The sequence below is a fragment of the Klebsiella sp. genome, from assembly GCF_027492335.1.
GTDB lineage: Bacteria > Pseudomonadota > Gammaproteobacteria > Enterobacterales > Enterobacteriaceae > Klebsiella > Klebsiella huaxiensis.
In genome coordinates this window covers 249,542-266,897 of sequence record NZ_JAPUEW010000011.1, presented here as the reverse complement: position 1 = coordinate 266,897, position 17,356 = coordinate 249,542, and the positions used below count along the sequence as shown (strand labels likewise).

The following is a 17,356-nucleotide window of genomic DNA, read 5'->3' as shown; positions in this document are numbered from 1 at the left end:
TGTGTTGGACGTTTAAATTCCAACAGAAGTGTTTTTTTTGTAAATGACATCCCCTTATCCAGGGACTTTTTTAACATGGAGTTAAATATGAAGCGTTTATTATTATCTACCGCTGTAGTTTCCTGCCTGGTTGCTGTTGGCGCTCAGGCCTCTGATGGGCAAATCAATTTCCAGGGCGAGCTAACCGATTCTACCTGTCAGATTGCTATTGATGGTTCTCCTTCACCGGCTACGGTTGTACTGCCTACTCTTTCTGTTCAGGCTTTAGCTGCTCCTGGCGCTGTAGCGGGACGCACTCAATTTAATATTGAGCTTTCTGGTTGTACGGGTCTGGTAACCACGTCTACGGCAGCGGCATACTTTGAAAACGGTGCGAGTGTAGATAGCACCACTAACAATCTGGTGAATACAGCTATGAGTGGCGCGGGCAACGTACAGCTGCAGCTGATCGATGCTCAGAGTAATATGAAAATTGATATTGGCCGTAGTTCACAAACTTCAACCAATACCCCTGTTGTTATCCCTAATACCGCTGGTGCGAGCACCGGAACCACTATACTGCCTTATGCCGTTCAGTATTATGCACTGGGAGCTACGACAGCAGGCCCTGTGACCAGTGATGTCAGCTTCAGCATTAATTATCAGTAAATTCATCGTCATCGGATGACATATGAAAACACCGATGGAAGGAATTCCATCGGTTAACAGGACGGATTCTATAATGAAAAAAAACATTATTGCCATACTACTTGCCATGGCGGCGGCCTTTCCTGTTTATAGCTCTGTAGTCATTACAGGAACGCGTGTTATTTACCCGGAAAGCGAACGGGAAGTCTCCGTTAAGATGGAAAACAAGGGGAGTTCACCGGTGCTTATCCAATCCTGGGTGGATGATGGTGATCAAATTTCGACCCCGGATACGGCAAAAGCTCCTTTTTTATTAACTCCACCGATTAACCGTGTTAACGCTGGAAAAGGACAAACGCTGCGTATTCGCTATACGGGCGAAGCATTACCGCAGGATAAAGAATCCATTTTTTATCTTAATGTTCTGGAAATTCCCCCCATGGTTAAAGGCGAACTGGCAGAGAAAAACTTGCTATCGATGGCTTTTCGCTCGCGTCTGAAACTTTTTTATCGCCCAAAAAACCTCATTAAAAACGCGAGTGACGCACCGGAAAAAGTGGTATGGAAGCGTCAGGGAAATAAAGTCACCGCGCATAACGTCACACCATACCACGTGACGGTAGCCTACTTTTCAGAAGATGAAAAAGGGGAAAAAAATATTGGCGCAGGCAGCATGTTAACGCCAGGTGAAACTCATACCTGGTCGCTGGACCGCGTAACCCCCCGCTGGTACCCGATGATTATCAATGACTACGGCGCTCTACGCCCTGTGGAACCTAATAAAAAATAAATTAATGCGGTATTCATTGTGTAGTCGCCGCCCTGTAAACAGTAATGGAATAGAACGGGGTTCTTGATGATTCGTTCCTGCAATTTTAAACCGACGCCTCTGGTCGTGGCGATCTCGCTTGGTTTTAGCCCTTTTGCTATCGCGCAGGATGCAGATGAAGTGCAGTTTAATAGCACCTTTATGAGCCAGGGCAGCCAGAAAAAGATCGATCTTACCCACTATGAACACAACCTGGCCGTGCCCGGCAAATATCGCGTTGAGCTGCGGATCAACAACCAGTATCAGGGATTCCAGGATATTACGGTTAGCGAGGGAAAACCGCCAGCCAAAACAGGGGCCATATGCCTGACCACTGAAACATGGCGCACGCTGCCGCTGAATATCGAGAAACTTAGCGACGATGCGCAATCGCTGCTGGCTAATAGCGCGGATGATGCCTGCCTCGCGACAGCGGAAATTATCCCTCAGGTAACGTCGGAATTTGACCCCAGCAACCAAACGTTGGATTTAGCAATCCCAGCGCTTTATCTGGTACGTAATCCGCGCGGTTACGTCAACCCGGTGCAGTGGAACAAAGGCGTGACGGCGGGGCTGCTAACCTACAACGCTAACTATTATCACCAGCAAAACCGGGGAACGGAAAACGAAAGTGCTTATTCGGGGATTACTACGGGTTTTAACCTGGGGAACTGGTATTTTCGTCACAATGGCAACTGGAGCTGGCAGGATGACATCGGCAGCCACTATCAAGCGCTCAATTCCTACGTTCAGCGCGACATTCCGGCGATAAAAGGACGCCTGACATTAGGTGACCGCAATACCCGGGGTGAGCTGTTTGATACCCTTGCATTTCGCGGCATTCAGTTGGCAAATGAGGAGCAGATGCTGCCTGATTCCCAGCGAGGTTATGCACCTATCGTGCGAGGAACGGCTCGTACATCGGCGAAGGTGCAGATTTTCCAGCAGGGACGCCTGTTATATGAAACGGCCGTATCACCCGGTCCGTTTGAAATTAACGATCTCTATCCCACAGGTTACGGCGGTGACCTGCAGTTGGTCATTAAGGAGGCGGATGGTTCCGAGCAGCAGCAGACCATCCCCTACGCGGCGACCAGTAATCTACTCCGTTCTGGCACTAACCACTATAGTGTGACGATGGGCAAGCTTCGCAAAGATCAGGTTGAAAGCGAGCCGTTTCTTGGCGAACTGACATGGCGTCGTGGTCTGAATAACTTTTTTACAGGTTATGCAGGTCTTCAGGGTAATGAAGATTATCAGGCAGGTATGTTGGGCGTCGCGTTAGGCACGCCTGTAGGGACATTTTCTCTGGATGCCACCCAGGCGCAAACTCAGCTGGATAAGCCCCTGCAGGGCTATAGCAAACGCATGTCCGGGCAAAGCTATCAGCTGAAGTACAGTCAGTTTATTATGTCGACGGGCAGTAATTTTAGCGTTGCGGCGTATCGTTATTCGACAGAAGAATACCTGGACTTTATGACTGCGATGCAGATCCGTGATGCGCAGAAATATGGCGATGATACCTGGGATATTCATCGACCCAAAAGCCGCCTCAACATCAGCGCCAGCCAGAATTTGCCTGAAGGATGGGGGAATTTTTACCTTAACGTCTGGCAGCAGGATTATTGGGACGCAAATCAGGGAACCGATCGCCAGTACCAGTTTGGTTATAACAATGCTCTGGGGCGAGTGAGCTACGGACTGAGTATGAGCCGTAACCGCAACGGTGATGGCGATTATGAAAACCACTACCAGTTGACGCTGAGCATTCCGCTCGGCAATACGACGCCGTTCAGCCAGATGTCGATGAACCTGAATCACGATCCTGGCGGTGCGGTACGCGAACAGTTGGGGCTGAGCGGTACAGCGCTGGAAGACAGTTCGTTGAGCTATGGTCTGTCGGCGTCGAATTCCAATAAAGGGGATTCGACCAGCGGTTCGCTGAACACCTCGTTACGCAGTTCTCTGGCAATGCTTCAGGCGCAGGTGGGAACAGGTAAACATTATAGTAATTATTCTTTTGGCATTAGCGGCGGCGCAGTTGCACATAGTGGCGGCGTGACGTTGACCCCTTACACCGCGGATACCATGGCGCTGGTCGAGGCTAAAGGTGCTCAAGGGGCAAAAGTGAGTGGTTACCCAGGAGTTACTGTCGACCGTTTTGGTTATGCCATTGTTCCTTATCTTAACGCTTACCAGATCAACCAGATTGAGATCGATCCTAAAGGTATATCGGAGAACGTTGAGCTGGAAAATACCAGCCAGAAAATCGCGCCTTACAGCGGTGCGGTGGTTAAGCTGCATTTTGATACCGTACAAGGGCAGGCCGTGATGATTCAACTAACCAACGGCCAGATGATTCCGTTCGGCGCGGATGTGCTGGATGCGGAACAAAACGTGGTGGGCGTAGTGGGGCAGGGGCAACGTATTTTTGCCCGTCTTGCTCATATTTCTGGCCAGCTGTGGGTGAGCTGGGGGGATAGCAAAGAGGATTCCTGCGCCATCAATTATTCACTTCCGGCCTCTTCAGGGACGGAGATTGTCAATATTAATGCCGAATGCCGCTGACCTCCTGGGAGGGGAATTATGCCGACTAAAAGCTGGCTACGATGGAGTATGGCGGGGCTATTACTGCTGCCGTTCGTTTCGTTTGCTTCGATTACCTGTACGAAAAACTATTCTGGCCGTACCACTTATGTTGATCAATATGTTTATGTATTAGGCAAAGGTATGACGGTTTCGGCATTACGCGATCTACCCGTAGGCTCCGTACTTTACAGGCAGTACATTTATGATGCCGATACGCAGGTCATCGGCGTTGATGGCTGCACTTCGAACGTGCCTGGCGGGGAGTATCTTAAGTTAGTCCATGCGTTAAACATTGAGGGTTCGCTGCCTGCAGTTGTCGGGCAGTACCAGGGGCTTAATGTTTACAGTACCGGGGTTTCCGGCATTGGGGTGGTTGTCGCCGTTACCTATAACAATAATTCAACATCGTTATATGGATTGCCGGACTCCTCTACGAAGCAAACGAATATTCCAGACACGGAATCGAGGAGCTTTGGCACGTCATACGCCGATCAGGCCTTTGAACTCCTGCTGGTGAAAGTCGGGGATATTGCCCCGGGTACCTGGACTGTGGCGTTCACGTACCCGGCGATTACTCATTCCGCTCAGGCAACGAATGCCACTGGTGTAACCCAGGATTATGGTTACCGCTGGAATATCTCGGGTGGTGTGAATGTCGTTGCGGGTACCTGCCAGACGCCGGATGTGACAGTGCCAATGGGGGAACACTCTATTGCGCAATCGACGACGACTGAATGGGTGGATTTCAACATCAATCTCCTGAACTGTCCGCCGATGTACGGGCGCTATAACCGTAATGCATCAGACTCTTCGTCGACGGCAGTCATCCGCTGGCGAAGCTCGACCGACTATACGATAGCCGGGCCGGATATGGCCAATAGCATTGGTTTTTTGCTTAATCCGGCCAGCGGTTATCAAACCCTGGCGGCTGGCGGCGAGTGCGCAGCGCTGACCGATGATATCGATATGGCAAAAGGCATGTGCCTGGAGATACAAAATCGCGATAACGTGAATGTGCTAACCAATTCTAAAGCCAATACGTTGACCGACTCTGGCCTGACGCTGCTGCAAACTACCGCCAGCTACGCAATACCGCTGAGAGCGCGCTATGCCCGTAACAATGAGAGCACGCTGCGGGCAGGTAAGGCCGATACGTCGGTCGAATTTACCATTAACTATCAGTAAGATGATACGGCAGGCGGGAATTCGTGCAGGAGTTCAAACGCCTCGCCGTCAAAATGGTAAACAGCCTGCGTTTCACCGGGAACAGCCCACCGCTGTTCCGCTCCTGCTTCACAGCTCAGATAGATGCATAGCCCGCAGCCACCGCGCAGCTGGCGTGGAATGTCCTTCACCCGGAAGGTCATTCCCGCCGCCTGCAGGGCTTTGCGGGTACGCACCACGCCTACCGTCGAATGAAATAAAAACAAATATTCCGTCACCTGCGGTTCCTCTGACGTAAACCGATCAGCGCCGCGCCGATCGCCCCGGCAAACTGCGCGTCGGGATGCGTATGCACCGCCATGCCGACATGGCCCTCCAGCATTCGCGCGAACGCCGCGCAGTGGCTGACGCCGCCGGTAAACAGCAGCGGGCCTTGTGCCGACAGGCGGCCAATAAAATTGGCGCTGCGCCGGGCCATGGCGTTGATCACCCCGGCGAGAATGGCCTCCGGCGGCACTCCGGCTGAACGCAGGCTGATGACCTCGGATTCGGCGAACACCGTGCACATGCTGGTGATCGCATGCGGTTCAATCCCTTCGGTGATGCTGTCGAGCTGTTCGACGCTGGTACCGAGCGTACGCGAGATAACCTCCAGAAAGCGCCCGGTGCCCGCCGCGCATTTGTCATTCATCAAAAAATCGGTGAGATTGCCGTCATCATCCAACTGGATAACCTTGCTATCCTGACCACCAATGTCGATGACCGTCCGGGTCTCCGGTGCCAGCAGACGCGCACCGAGACCGTGGCAGGAGATCTCCGTCACCTGCTTATCGGCAAAATCTACCAGTTGGCGACCATAGCCGGTTAAGGTTAAAAACGGCCGTTCATCCAGCCCGGCGCAAAGCGTTTCCCACGCCTCAACGATGGCATTGGCGGGGCGAAACGGCGTCGGGCAGAGAAAACGGCGCTGGATCGCGCCGTCCTGGAGCAGGATGCCTTTGGTGGCGGTAGAACCGGAATCAATCCCTGCGGTAAACGTCACTCATGCCTCCTACAACATTTCAATAAAGGCCGCGACGCGGGTGCTGAGCTGGCCGATATCCGCTGTCGAATAGTCGGTCTCAATGGCGATATAGGGAATATTGTGCTGATTGCGCACATGGCGTTTAATCGCCAGCGATTCCACCGCGTAGGTGTGGCAGGCCTGCAAAATGACATCCACCACCCCGTCGGCCTGGTACTCTTCCACCATCTGGCTGAGCAGGGTTAAGCGCTGGTCGTTCGGCGAGATGCAGGAGCAGCCGATGGCGAGGTATTTGTCGGTCAGGGCATCGTAGACGTCGCCGGTTTCTTCGACGCAGCGCTCGGTGGCCTTGGCTCCGGTGCAGTTTTCAAAACCGACCACCCAGCCGCCGTTGTCCTCAATCGCCTTCACCACTTTTTCCGCCGCGCCGCCAATCGGGCAGCCGGTGATAAGAATGCGCGACCGCGATTCCAGCCGTTTGCCCTCCTGCCATTGCTGGCGAACCCGTTCGGCCATGCTGTTGAGCTCATCAATCAGCGTTTCTTTGTCGAAGCGGAAAGTCGCGCCGTAAACCACTTTTAAAATATCGCTGCCGCTGAGCGCGGGCGGGTTAAGTTGCCCGACGCGATAGAAGTTCGCCAGCGCCCGGCGTTCGCGGTTCTTAAGGACAATGGCTTCGCGCAGGGCGGTTTCGGTAATGGGCATGCCGAAGCGGTCTTCTACCGCCCGTTGCAGGCGCAGGATTTCTGCTTTCCACAGCGCCCGAGAGGCGTCGTCGTTGGCGCCGTTAGGTAGCTGCATGACGTGCACGGCTTTGAATTCGGCCATGTACTCATACATCTTCTTTTTGCCGTCGCAGGTGGTTTCGCCCACTACGAGGTCGGAAAAGTAGAAGTAGGGGCATTTGTCGGTTTTGCCAAATCCGTAGCTGCTTTTAATCAGCGGACAGAGGTTGCGCGGCAGATCCTTTTCCGCCTCTTCAATCGTTTCGTCGGAGGTTGAGCACAGTGAAACGACTACCGCCCCTGCGGCCAGCGGGATCTCCTGCGGCATAAAGGTGCAGTAGGTGCCAACCAGCGGGATATTTTGCTCTTTAAGATCCATGACCGTGAGAAAGCCCTTCTGGCGAGCCTCGGAGAATTGGTCAAAAATGGCGGGTAGATCGGTGATAAGCGACATGGTTTTCCTTCCCCGTACACGGGAGATGATGAAAGAAGCCGCATTATAACCATGTTAATAGTAAGTCTTTATTGATCTCCCACTCATGTCGAGCTATTGGACGGTTGGTGTTAATAGACTTTTTTCAGGTCCATCTCTTCCTGAATCCGATCGCTCCAGGCGACGTGGGTGCTAATCGCTGTATCAATCCCGGCGTTATAAAACATCGGCCCCAGTTCTTTAGCGATAAAGTCGACAAAGAATTCGGCGTCAAATTGCTCCAACTCCAGTTCAAAATTCTCTTCGCAGTATTGACACAGCTTCTCGCGTAGAAGATCGCGTTGTGCCGGGCTGAGATCTATATCGCTCATTAACATTCCTTTATAAATATCGTTAGCGTTAAACAGGGCTTGAGATTATATCCGATATTGGTGATGTAGTTGCGCTAAGGCACGATGTTTTTCTCCCAGCAAGGGATGACATTGATAAAATACCTCGAAGGATAAATGTGATTAAGATCACATCTTTATGAGTAAATGAAGATAATAGAAGATATTCCAATAACCTTATGAATTTAAATGGGATAATATCTTTTTTTGATGTGAATAACATTTAGTTGCGCTCGCTTTTTTTCAGCATGTTGGTATCTGGCTGAATAATCTATGGACCTGATATAAGGTCATCTGGCTTACGGAATTTATCTATACTTAAAATCATTCAAGACGCAGCCAACAAAGAGGCAGTTTGAAGGATGATGGGTATATAAGTATATTCTGACAGCGATTCATTTCTCAGGGGCGAAGGATGAAACGCGTAAAACTGAATATGAATGTTTTTGACGCTGCACTGATACGCCTGGATTGGGTATTTGATACTTTTGAGCAGGTTTGTTTATCTTTTTCCGGCGGTAAAGACTCAACGGTATTATTTCATCTGGCGGCGGTCGTCGCGCGTCAAAAAGGGAAAAAGTTTGCGGTATTGTTCGTGGATTGGGAAGCGCAGTATTTATTAACTATCCAGCACGTGCAAAATATGAAAAACCGCTATCAGGACGTGGTGAGCCAGTTCTACTGGGTGGCGCTGCCCATGACGACGGTGAGCGGCGTATCGCAGCATGAGCCGGAATGGGTTGCCTGGCGGGCAGGCGTTGAATGGGTGAGGCAACCGCCCGATGACGCGATCACCGATGCTGGTTTTTTCCCTTTTTATCAGCCCGAAATGACGTTTGAAGCTTTTGTTCCAGCGTTCTCTCACTGGCTGGCTGCGGGCCGGAGTCTCGCTTCGCTAATCGGCATTCGTACCGATGAGTCACTGCATCGCTATATGGCGCTGACCTCGCCAACTAAACTGCGTTTTGAGGACGATAAGCCCTGGACGACCGCCTCGCCTGAGGGGTTCAGCTATACCTGCTATCCGCTCTATGACTGGCGTACTCGCGATATCTGGATTTTTAACCACAAGTCGAGGCTGCCCTACAACCCGCTTTATGACCTGATGCATCGCGCCGGAGTACCGCTAAAGAATATGCGCGTCTGCGAGCCGTTTGGCCCTGAGCAGCGGCGCGGGTTATGGCTTTATCACATTCTGGAGCCGGAGACGTGGGAACGCATGTGCCGACGAGTATGCGGCGCACATAGCGGCGCGATTTACGCCAATGCCAGCGGCGACTACTTTGCTCTGAAGACGAAAATCCGCAAGCCTGCGCACTTTAGCTGGCGCGAGTATGCGCTCTTCCTGCTCGACAGCATGCCGGAAAAAACCGCTGAACATTACCGCAATAAAATCGCCATCTATCTGCACTGGTACCAGACCCGTGGTTTCCCTGACGATATCCCCGATGAGCAGGAAAAAGATCTCGGCTATCGCGATGTTCCCTCATGGCGTCGGATTTGCAAAACGTTGCTGAAAAACGATTTCTGGTGCCGGATGCTGTCATTCAGCCCGACGCAGCCTAAGCACTATGAACGGTACTGTCGGCTTATGAGCAATAAACGTAAAGAGTGGAGGACGCTCTGATGTCACCGGATGTGGCTAAAACAGTGATCGAATATCTCGAGTCGTTTGACGATCTTGACCTGAAAATCAAAGCGATTAACGAGCTGAAGAGCCTGATTCATCAGCACAGCCCGTTTTGCCGCGAACCGGTTGACTGCGTGCTGTGGGTCGAGTCCAAAACGGTAGAGGCAAATGACTATAATCCTAACGTGATGGCGACGGTGGAAAAGAAACTTCTGGAGCGATCCATCGAACTGGATGGTTTCACCCAACCGGTGGTGGTAGCCCGCCAGCAGCGGCGGCATCTGGTCGTGGATGGTTTTCATCGCCACTTGATTGGTAAGACGCGTCCGGAGCTGAGTCGACGCCTGCATGGCTATCTTCCGGTGACCCTGATTAATGCTGAACGCGAGGGGCAGAAAGAGCGTATTGCCGCCACTATTCGTCATAATCGCGCCAGAGGAAAGCACCAGATCGCGGCGATGTCGGATATCGTCCGCGATTTGCACCGTCAGGGATGGGACGATCGACGCATTGGTGAAGAGCTCGGTATGGATGCCGACGAGGTGCTGCGCCTTAAACAGATCAGCGGCCTGACGGAGCTGTTCGCCGATGAGAGCTTTAGCGAAGCCTGGACCGTGGAGTAGCGCGTCTCCAGGAGGTCGCGAGACGTTTTTCCTGTCCAAAGTGCCGATCCAGCAGTAGCCGAAGCGCCGGTAGTCCGGCGCGTTTGGTGTTTATCAGGTAAGGGTCGAAGACTGACGGGGAGCGCAAACGTTCATCCGGGGATCCAGTTATCCCATGTGGGCAGCGTTCCCAGTTCCGCAACCAGAAAATCGATAAATGAACGTACCTTCGGATTGCTGTATTTGCTCGGGAAATAGAGGGCATACAGGGCGTGCGTTTCACACGTAATCGTGCCATCAAGCAGCAGCGGCGTGATTTCCTCTTTTTGAATATGCCCGCCGATCAAATAAGTTGGCAAGTATGCGACGCCTTGATCCTCTAACACAGACTTCAACAGCACCAGGCTGCTGTTCGCTTGAATCGGCATATGAAGTTTTAATTGATGCATGCGATCCTGCTCGTCAGCTATTTTCAGCACTGGCGTGAGGCCGGGGTACACCAGGCAGTCGTGGCCTGCCAAATCAATTCGGCGTTGGGGAATCCCTTTTTTAGCGAGATAACCCGGAGAAGCGCAGTATGCCCAGCGGATCGGTACCAGCTTGCGCATGGCGTAGTTTTGTGGCGGTGCGGTCGAGATACGCAGGGCGATATCGAAATCAGTTTCATTCAGATTGATAAAATTATCATTCAGGTCGATATAAAGATTCACATCCGGGAATTTCGTGCGGTATTTATCAACCAGGTTGACCAGGTGAGAATAACCAAATGCAATTGAACACGTGACGCGTAATTCGCCTTGCGGATTTTGATCATAGCTCGAAGTGGTATTGAGTGTTTCATCGAACTCCTGCAGTAATTTATTAGCGCGGTTAAACAAATATTGCCCTGCATCGGTCAGAGTAATACTGCGGGTCGTGCGTTTAATTAAGGTGGTTCCTAGCGAATTTTCCATTGCTGCCAGGCTTTTACTGACTGCCGAAGGCGACACGTTGAGCTGAGCTGCGGCTTCAGACAATCCTCCACAGTCTACGATTTTGATAAAAAATTCTAAATTTTTTAGCGATATTTGCGCGCTCATTTTTTCCTTTTATTCACAAGTGATTTGCAAAAACGGTACGAATAGGCGGTTACATTGGTAATTTAAACATGTAATTATTGATTAATAGGAAATAAAACGCGTTTAAAGTGAATAAATAACAACTTAAGTGAGTTGCATCACAAAATAAAGGGGGGGAAGGCAAAAAATCATCAAATTGTGAATTTAATCTCATTTAATATTATTTAAAATTAAAAGGTGCCGGTTATGTGGACACGACTCGAACCCTACAAATCTTCTATTATTCTTTTATCCGCTCTGGTTGCTGGTGGGCTGTTAGGTATTTACGCTCCAGCATTAGCAAGCAAATTGCAGCCAGTCGGTCAGATATTCCTAAACCTGTTATTTATGATTATCGTTCCGCTGGTGGGTATCAGCGTGATGTCCTCTATTGCCAGCATGACCGACCTGAAAAGGTTGGGACGCATTATGGCAATTATCTTTATCGTTTCTATCGCGATGGCGTTTATTCCAGCTGCCGGGATTGTGGCACTCGCGCTTTGGTATAACCCGGCGCAAGGCGTCACTATCGATCTCTCCCAGTCTGTACAGGCAGGGAGCGGAAAGATGGACTTTGTCAGCATGATCACCACTAGCGATTTTATCGGGCTGTTCTCTAAGTCCAATATTCTTGCGCTGATCGTGATGGCGATTATTGCCGGTATTGCCATTGGACAATCGGAGCAGGCGGGTAAACGCATCGCGTCGCTGTTGGAAGATATCAATACCGTCATTATGAAGATTGTTTCCATCATCATGAAGGTTGCGCCAGTGGGGCTCGGTTGTTATTTCGCGGCGACGATGGCAAGCCAGGACTCCGCGCTGTTGTTGACCTTTGCCCGCGCTATCGGCCTGTTTATGGCTGCCACTCTGGTCTATTACATTTTTGGCTCAATTTTTTATTCGTACATTGGCGGCGGTATTCCTGCGGTGAAGGCTTTCTGGCGTAACGCTATCGAGCCGTCGGTTACCGCACTGGGAACCTGTTCCTCATTAGGAACCTTACCCGTGACGCTACGTGCCGGTAAAGCGATGGGGATCAACCCGGAAATCGTCGACGTCTCAATTCCGCTGCTGGTCAACCTGAATAAAGGCGGCGTGGCGATGATTGCGGCGTTGAAAATTGTCTTTATTTACTCGGTGTTGGGAATGGAATTCACCGCTGAGACGTTCTTCCTGACGATGCTGATCGCCGTGCTTTCCGCCATCATCGTTGGCGGCGTACCGGGTGGCGCATTTCTTGGGGAAATCTTTATTGTTACTACGCTGGGACTTCCAATGGAAGCCATCCCAATGCTGGTGGTGCTGGGGGCGATAACGGACGCTCCGGCGACGCTTATCAACGTGATCCACGATTTAAACGCGGCACAGATAGTGGAGAGGTTTGCCGGGAAAAAGCAGGTGATTGCTGAGGCGAACTCGCCGGTCGCGGCGGTGTAGGTTTTCCATACGGATTAAGCAGTTAACAGGAGATATTATGAACGATTCTATCAAGCTCGAAACGCAACTGATCGTCGCTGGACGTGACAAACGTTACACACAGGGGGCGGTAAACCCGGTCATTCAGCGCGCCTCTTCACTGGTATTTGATACCGTGAAGGACAAAAAATTTGCCACTGCGAATCGCGCTAATGGGGAACTGTTTTACGGTCGGCGCGGGACTTATACCCACTTTGCGTTTCAGAAAGCGATGAGTGATTTAGAAGGTGGTGTGGGCTGCGCGCTCTATCCTTGCGGCGCTGCGGCGGTGACTAACGCGATTCTGGCGTTCGTCGAGAGTGGCGACCATATCCTGATGACCGGGGCTGCCTATGAGCCGACCCAGGATTTCTGCAATAAGATCCTGAGTAAATTCAATGTTGAGACCACATATTACGATCCGATGATTGGCGCGGGTATTGTGGACCTTCTGCGCCCTGAAACCCGGGTGGTGTTTCTTGAATCGCCCAGTTCCATCACCATGGAAGTGCAGGATGTGCCGGGCATGGTGAAAGCTATCCGTGCGGTTAACCCTGAAATTATCATTATGATCGACAATACCTGGGCGGCGGGCGTGCTGTTTAAGGCTTTGGATTATGGCGTCGATATCTCCATACAGGCTGGAACAAAGTACACCATTGGTCATTCCGACGGGATGCTGGGCACCGCGGTTTCTAACGCTCGCTGCTGGGATCGTCTGCGTGAGAATTCATATCTCATGGGGCAAACGCTGGATGCTGATACCGCCTACAACGGTAGCCGCGGGCTGCGTACGCTGGCCATTCGCCTTAAGCAGCACCAGGAGAGCAGTATTCATATTGCTCGCTGGCTGTCGGCAAGACCGGAAGTGGCGCGAGTCAACCATCCGGCGTTACCGGAATGTCCGGGCCATGAATATTTCCAGCGTGATTTTGCCGGAAGCTCCGGTCTGTTTTCCTTTGTGCTGAAAAACAGATTGACCGACGAGCAGATGGCGAATTTCCTCGATAATTTCTCTCTGTTTCATATGGCCTATTCCTGGGGTGGGTTTGAGTCATTAATTCTGGCAAACCAGCCGGAGGAACTGAACAGCATTCGCCCGGCGGGGGATGTTGACTTCAGCGGGACGCTGGTGAGGGTGCATATCGGGCTGGAGGATGTGGGAGATTTGATTGCCGATCTGGAAGCCGGATTTACCCGTATTGCTTGATCAATAAGGCCCCCACAGTATTTTGTAGGCCGGGTAAGGCGCTAGCCGCCACCCGGCAAAAATGCGAGCACTATAGCTAAAACAGGTTTATTTCTCTGTCGCCAGCGACGAAGGTTCATGCTGGCGAAGGCGATTTAATAATCCCGCCAGGCAGCAGGCGGCCGCGATCCCCGCCACGACGCCCAGCAGGTGAAAAGGCAGCTTGCCGCTGTTAAACCATAACCAGCGAGCCGCTTCGATGGAGAGGGCGCTGACGCTGAGGATCACAATGTTTAGTGAGGCCGAGACGGTCCCTTTTGGCAAATCGTTGGAAAATAGCGTAAAGCGGAACAGCGTCGGGAAGATAAGCCCGATGCCGAAGGCGTATAAGCTGGTCCCTAGTACCGACCACAGCCAGACGTGCGGCCACAGCAGGTTACCGAGGATCAGCACGGCCAGCCCGGTCATCTGGATGGGTACCGCGCGCCAGATAAAGCGCGGGCGGGTCGGGTCTTTCACCCAGCGCGCCACCGACAAGTTAGCGACGATCACCGAGCTGAAGACCGGTACCTGGGTCCAGGCGAACTCTGCGGTCGTTAGCCCGCCATCGTCAATCAGGATCACCGGCGAGACCGCCACCCAACTCATCAGCGGGATGTAGCTTAGCGAAAGCGCGGCGGCGCCGAACAGAAAAATTCGGTTGCGAAAAACATCGCGGAAATCATGCAGCACGCCGCTGGCGCTAAAGGGAAGGTCGCCGCGCTGCACGGTTTCCGGCATATTCAGCAGCAGCCCCAGCCAGGCGATAAAGCCCATTGCCGCGATAATACCGAACAGTACTTTCCAGTGAACGAAATGCATCAGCGCAGCACCTGAGAGCGGGCCGATAATCGGCGCAATCAGTACGATCGAAGTAATAATAGCCATCAGCTTAATGGCTTTGGTCTGACCGAATGCTTCCTGCACGGTGACGTAGCCAACCGTAGCGATAAAACAGATGCTGGTGCCCTGAATAAAGCGCGCGGCGAGGAACTGCTCCATCGAAGTGGTAAGCATGGTCGCAAAGCAGGCAAGGGTAAAGATCAGCGCGCCGGTCAGCAGCACCGGACGACGACCGATACGATCCGAGAGCGGCCCGAGCAGCCACTGCAACGCCATGCCACCGGCCATATACAGGCTGATCGACGCGGGAGCCAGCGCCACATCGGCGTCGAAATCGTGTACCACGTGGATGATGCCCGGCTGGATAAGATCGGTGGTCAGATAAGCCGCGAAATCATACAAGATCAGCGCTGCCGGGAAGAACAACGTGGTGGAATGGCGGGCAAAAAAGCGGGTCATCCATTGCAACATCAGGGGCTCCTTGTTGAGTTTTGCGATGCACGCTTAGAGCCTATCCCATTAGGCTATTTTATTTGCCATTTTGGCCCTGGGCAGTGCTCACAACCTCACGTACTACGTGTACGCTCCGTTGTTCCGCGCTGTCCGTGTCCAAACTGGCTACAACAATTGCGCCTACTGGGATAGGCTCTTAACAGGTGCACACTATTCCAGCACTTCACACTGCAATAAATTTAGGGTCAACAGAAATATCCATGCCTTTTCAGATGTTAATTTATATTTATGATAAATATGTATTTGAAACAATAAGTTCCATTAAATATGAAGATGCAGCAGCGACGGGATTTGTGAAAACAACCACAGCACCAGCCCGATCGTGCCGCCAACCAGCGTCCCGTTGATGCGGATAAACTGCAGGTCCTTACCAATGTTCAGCTCGATTTGCCGCGACATATCGCGTGAGTCCCAGCTTTTGACCGTATCGCTGATATGGCGGGTCAGGAAGGCGGCAAACTCCGGGGCCACCCGATGGGCCGCTTGCTCAAGGTGTTCGTTCAGCGACTCGCGCAGCGCCTCATCGTGGAGTAGCGTTTCGCCAAACCACTGCCCGGCTTCGGCAATACGCTGTTTGATGCGTGAATCTTCGCTATTGACGTCGTTTTTAATCCAGCCGCGCAGGTCGGCCCACACTTCTCCAAGATAGCGGTTAAAGGTCTCATCGTTCTTCAGATACGCTTTCATGCTCTCCGCTTTTTCTGCCATCTGCGGATCGGACTTAAGACTGTCGATCAATTTTAGCGTTGCACGATCGAAAGCCTGGCGAATTTGATGAGCGCGATCCTGACTGACTTCATCGAGCAGCGTGTTGACCGCATCGGTCACCATTTCCGCACTGTGCTCGCCCAGCCATTCGGTAGGCAGAATTTTGGCCTTCAGCGGATGTTCGGTCTCCAGCCAACGGATAATGCCGCGAGCAATAAACGCCCGCGAGCTGTCGCGCTGTAGCAGGGCGATCAGCTGGCTAATCAGCGAGTCCAGCAGCTTCTGGTGACGGTTATCGCGGGTCAACCCCTCCAGCATCATGGCGCTGGTTTGGGTTAAATCGACCTTATCGATGGCTTTGTGCACCGCCCGGCTCAGCAGGCGCTGAATACGCGCATCGTCGGTAAGCTCGAGAAAACCGCTCATGACCTGCAGCAGGTGCTGGCCGACCCGGCGAGAGTTTTCCGGTTGGCTAAACCAGTTACCCAGCATCAGCGCTGGTTCGTAACGGCGAATCAACGCCACCAGTGATGGGGTGTCGAGAAATTTTTCCTGCACGAAATAGCCGAGATTATCGGCAATCCGGTCTTTATTGCGCGGAATAATTGCCGTATGCCGCGAGACGAACGGTAGCGGAATCCGGCGAAATAGCGCCACTACCGCAAACCAGTCCGCCAGCGCGCCGACCATCGCCGCTTCGGAAATAGCCTTTAGCGCACCGACCCACGGCGTCGGCGGCAGCACGAGGGTAGTGATAAAAATGGCCACTGCGATCAGCAGCAGCGAGAGCGCCAGTAGTTTGGCGCGTTTCAGTTCAGCGAGTTTTTCCATAAGCTTAAGCATATAACCTGACGGCGAACTCGTGCAAAAACTGCCACACGATCCAGCAGCCAAACGCCATTAACACCCCGCCCGCGACCCGCTCTACTCGCCAGACGACGGTGGAAAGGCGACGCTGTACCGACGGTAGTGCAATCAGCGAGACCAGTAAGATATCCCATAGCAGCACCATGCTGGTCATCCAGATTCCGCTGGTGGTCTGCTGTACCAGCGTCACGTTCGGACCCAGCAGCGAGGTCATCAGCGCCAGATAAAACAGGGCATTCTTCGGGTTGAGCAACGATGAACCGAGCCCCAGCGCAAGCTGTTTTGCCAGCGACGGGCGAGATGCTGCGGCGCTGCGTAAATCCAGCGTCGCCGGACGGCTTCTTAGCAGCAGGCTGCCAATCCACAGCAAATACGCCGCGCCCAGCAGTTCAATAACCGTAAACAGCAGCGGCGCGTGGCGCAGGATCCCCCAGCCGATAATCGCCAGCACAATATATAGCCCGTTACCGGCGGCAATCCCGATACACAAGCCGACGCTGCCGCGCAGGCGATAGCGGATGGCGTAGCCTACCAGCAGGAAAAAATCCGGGCCGGGGCTCAGCAGAGCAACGAAATGGGACAGCGCCAGCGCGGGGAAGGCGGGTGGGAAGAGCGTAGCGAGTATGTCCATAGCAACCTCAGTAATAACCT

Annotated in this window: 16 protein-coding genes; 8 read left to right on the top strand and 8 right to left on the bottom strand. The window is 52.4% G+C overall.

All coding sequences use genetic code 11. The features are described from left to right. The first annotated feature begins 87 nt into the window (after positions 1-87). The 4 genes from QVF11_RS05565 to QVF11_RS05550 all read left to right on the top strand — a co-directional run bounded on the left by QVF11_RS05565 (position 88) and on the right by QVF11_RS05550 (position 5,209). Positions 88-648, top strand: coding sequence for a fimbrial protein (locus QVF11_RS05565; RefSeq protein WP_287855529.1), 561 nt, complete (start codon positions 88-90; stop codon positions 646-648). Positions 649-721: 73 nt separating this feature from the next. Then, positions 722-1,417, top strand: coding sequence for a fimbrial biogenesis chaperone (locus tag QVF11_RS05560; RefSeq protein WP_112215145.1), 696 nt, complete (start codon positions 722-724; stop codon positions 1,415-1,417). A 66-nt stretch (positions 1,418-1,483) separates the two neighbouring features. Then, entirely contained in the window at positions 1,484-4,003 is a 2,520-nt protein-coding gene (locus QVF11_RS05555) for a fimbria/pilus outer membrane usher protein (RefSeq protein ID WP_287855526.1), read from the top strand. A gap of 18 nt (positions 4,004-4,021) precedes the next feature. Further along, a complete protein-coding gene (locus tag QVF11_RS05550) occupies positions 4,022-5,209 on the top strand; it encodes a fimbrial protein (protein ID WP_287855524.1) in 1,188 nt (395 codons plus the stop codon). Here QVF11_RS05550 and QVF11_RS05545 read toward each other — a convergent pair. From QVF11_RS05545 to QVF11_RS05530, 4 genes are all read right to left on the bottom strand, one after another. Then, on the bottom strand, positions 5,203-5,466 hold the full coding sequence (locus tag QVF11_RS05545; RefSeq protein ID WP_287855522.1) for a DUF3343 domain-containing protein: 264 nt from the start codon (positions 5,464-5,466) through the stop codon (positions 5,203-5,205). The genes QVF11_RS05550 and QVF11_RS05545 overlap by 7 nt on opposite strands. Beyond that, positions 5,463-6,230 carry a putative 2-hydroxyacyl-CoA dehydratase activator YjiL gene (gene yjiL, locus QVF11_RS05540; protein WP_287855520.1) on the bottom strand — a complete coding sequence of 256 codons (768 nt, stop codon included), beginning with the start codon at positions 6,228-6,230 and terminating at the stop codon, positions 5,463-5,465. Before yjiL ends, QVF11_RS05545 begins: the two co-directional genes overlap by 4 nt. Positions 6,231-6,239: 9 nt before the next feature. Further along, a complete protein-coding gene (locus tag QVF11_RS05535) occupies positions 6,240-7,391 on the bottom strand; it encodes a double-cubane-cluster-containing anaerobic reductase (RefSeq protein WP_287855518.1) in 1,152 nt (383 codons plus the stop codon). A 110-nt stretch (positions 7,392-7,501) separates the two neighbouring features. Further along, complete coding sequence (locus QVF11_RS05530; protein ID WP_112215139.1) at positions 7,502-7,741, bottom strand: DUF2164 domain-containing protein; 240 nt, start codon at positions 7,739-7,741, stop codon at positions 7,502-7,504. 433 nt (positions 7,742-8,174) lie between these two features. Between QVF11_RS05530 and QVF11_RS05525 the strand changes: the two genes are divergently transcribed. Then, positions 8,175-9,386 carry a phosphoadenosine phosphosulfate reductase gene (locus QVF11_RS05525; protein ID WP_112215138.1) on the top strand — a complete coding sequence of 404 codons (1,212 nt, stop codon included), beginning with the start codon at positions 8,175-8,177 and terminating at the stop codon, positions 9,384-9,386. After that, positions 9,386-10,012, top strand: coding sequence for an IbrB-like domain-containing protein (locus QVF11_RS05520; protein ID WP_112215137.1), 627 nt, complete (start codon positions 9,386-9,388; stop codon positions 10,010-10,012). The genes QVF11_RS05525 and QVF11_RS05520 overlap by 1 nt, the downstream gene beginning before the upstream one ends. Before the next feature lie 131 nt (positions 10,013-10,143). Here QVF11_RS05520 and QVF11_RS05515 read toward each other — a convergent pair whose 3' ends face one another. Beyond that, the gene (locus QVF11_RS05515) at positions 10,144-11,070 is read right to left on the bottom strand and encodes a LysR family transcriptional regulator (protein ID WP_287855513.1); all 927 of its coding nucleotides are present in this window, start codon (positions 11,068-11,070) and stop codon (positions 10,144-10,146) included. A gap of 225 nt (positions 11,071-11,295) precedes the next feature. Here QVF11_RS05515 and QVF11_RS05510 point away from each other — a divergent pair, with 225 nt between their 5' ends. Next, positions 11,296-12,528, top strand: a complete 1,233-nt coding sequence (locus tag QVF11_RS05510) for a dicarboxylate/amino acid:cation symporter (protein ID WP_142512599.1) — start codon at positions 11,296-11,298, stop codon at positions 12,526-12,528. Between the two features lie 37 nt (positions 12,529-12,565). Continuing rightward, positions 12,566-13,756 (top strand): cystathionine beta-lyase, encoded by a 1,191-nt coding sequence (gene metC / locus QVF11_RS05505; protein WP_112215134.1) that lies wholly within the window; start codon positions 12,566-12,568, stop codon positions 13,754-13,756. An 87-nt stretch (positions 13,757-13,843) separates the two neighbouring features. Here the strand turns inward: metC and mdtM are convergent, their stop codons facing one another. The 3 genes from mdtM to QVF11_RS05490 form a co-directional block, all read right to left on the bottom strand. Further along, positions 13,844-15,088, bottom strand: a complete 1,245-nt coding sequence (gene mdtM, locus QVF11_RS05500; RefSeq protein WP_287855508.1) for a multidrug efflux MFS transporter MdtM — start codon at positions 15,086-15,088, stop codon at positions 13,844-13,846. A 303-nt stretch (positions 15,089-15,391) separates the two neighbouring features. Further along, entirely contained in the window at positions 15,392-16,681 is a 1,290-nt protein-coding gene (locus QVF11_RS05495) for a DUF445 domain-containing protein (protein ID WP_287855506.1), read from the bottom strand. After that, positions 16,674-17,336, bottom strand: coding sequence for a LysE family translocator (locus QVF11_RS05490; RefSeq protein WP_287855504.1), 663 nt, complete (start codon positions 17,334-17,336; stop codon positions 16,674-16,676). The genes QVF11_RS05495 and QVF11_RS05490 overlap by 8 nt, the downstream gene beginning before the upstream one ends. Positions 17,337-17,356 lie beyond the last annotated feature (20 nt).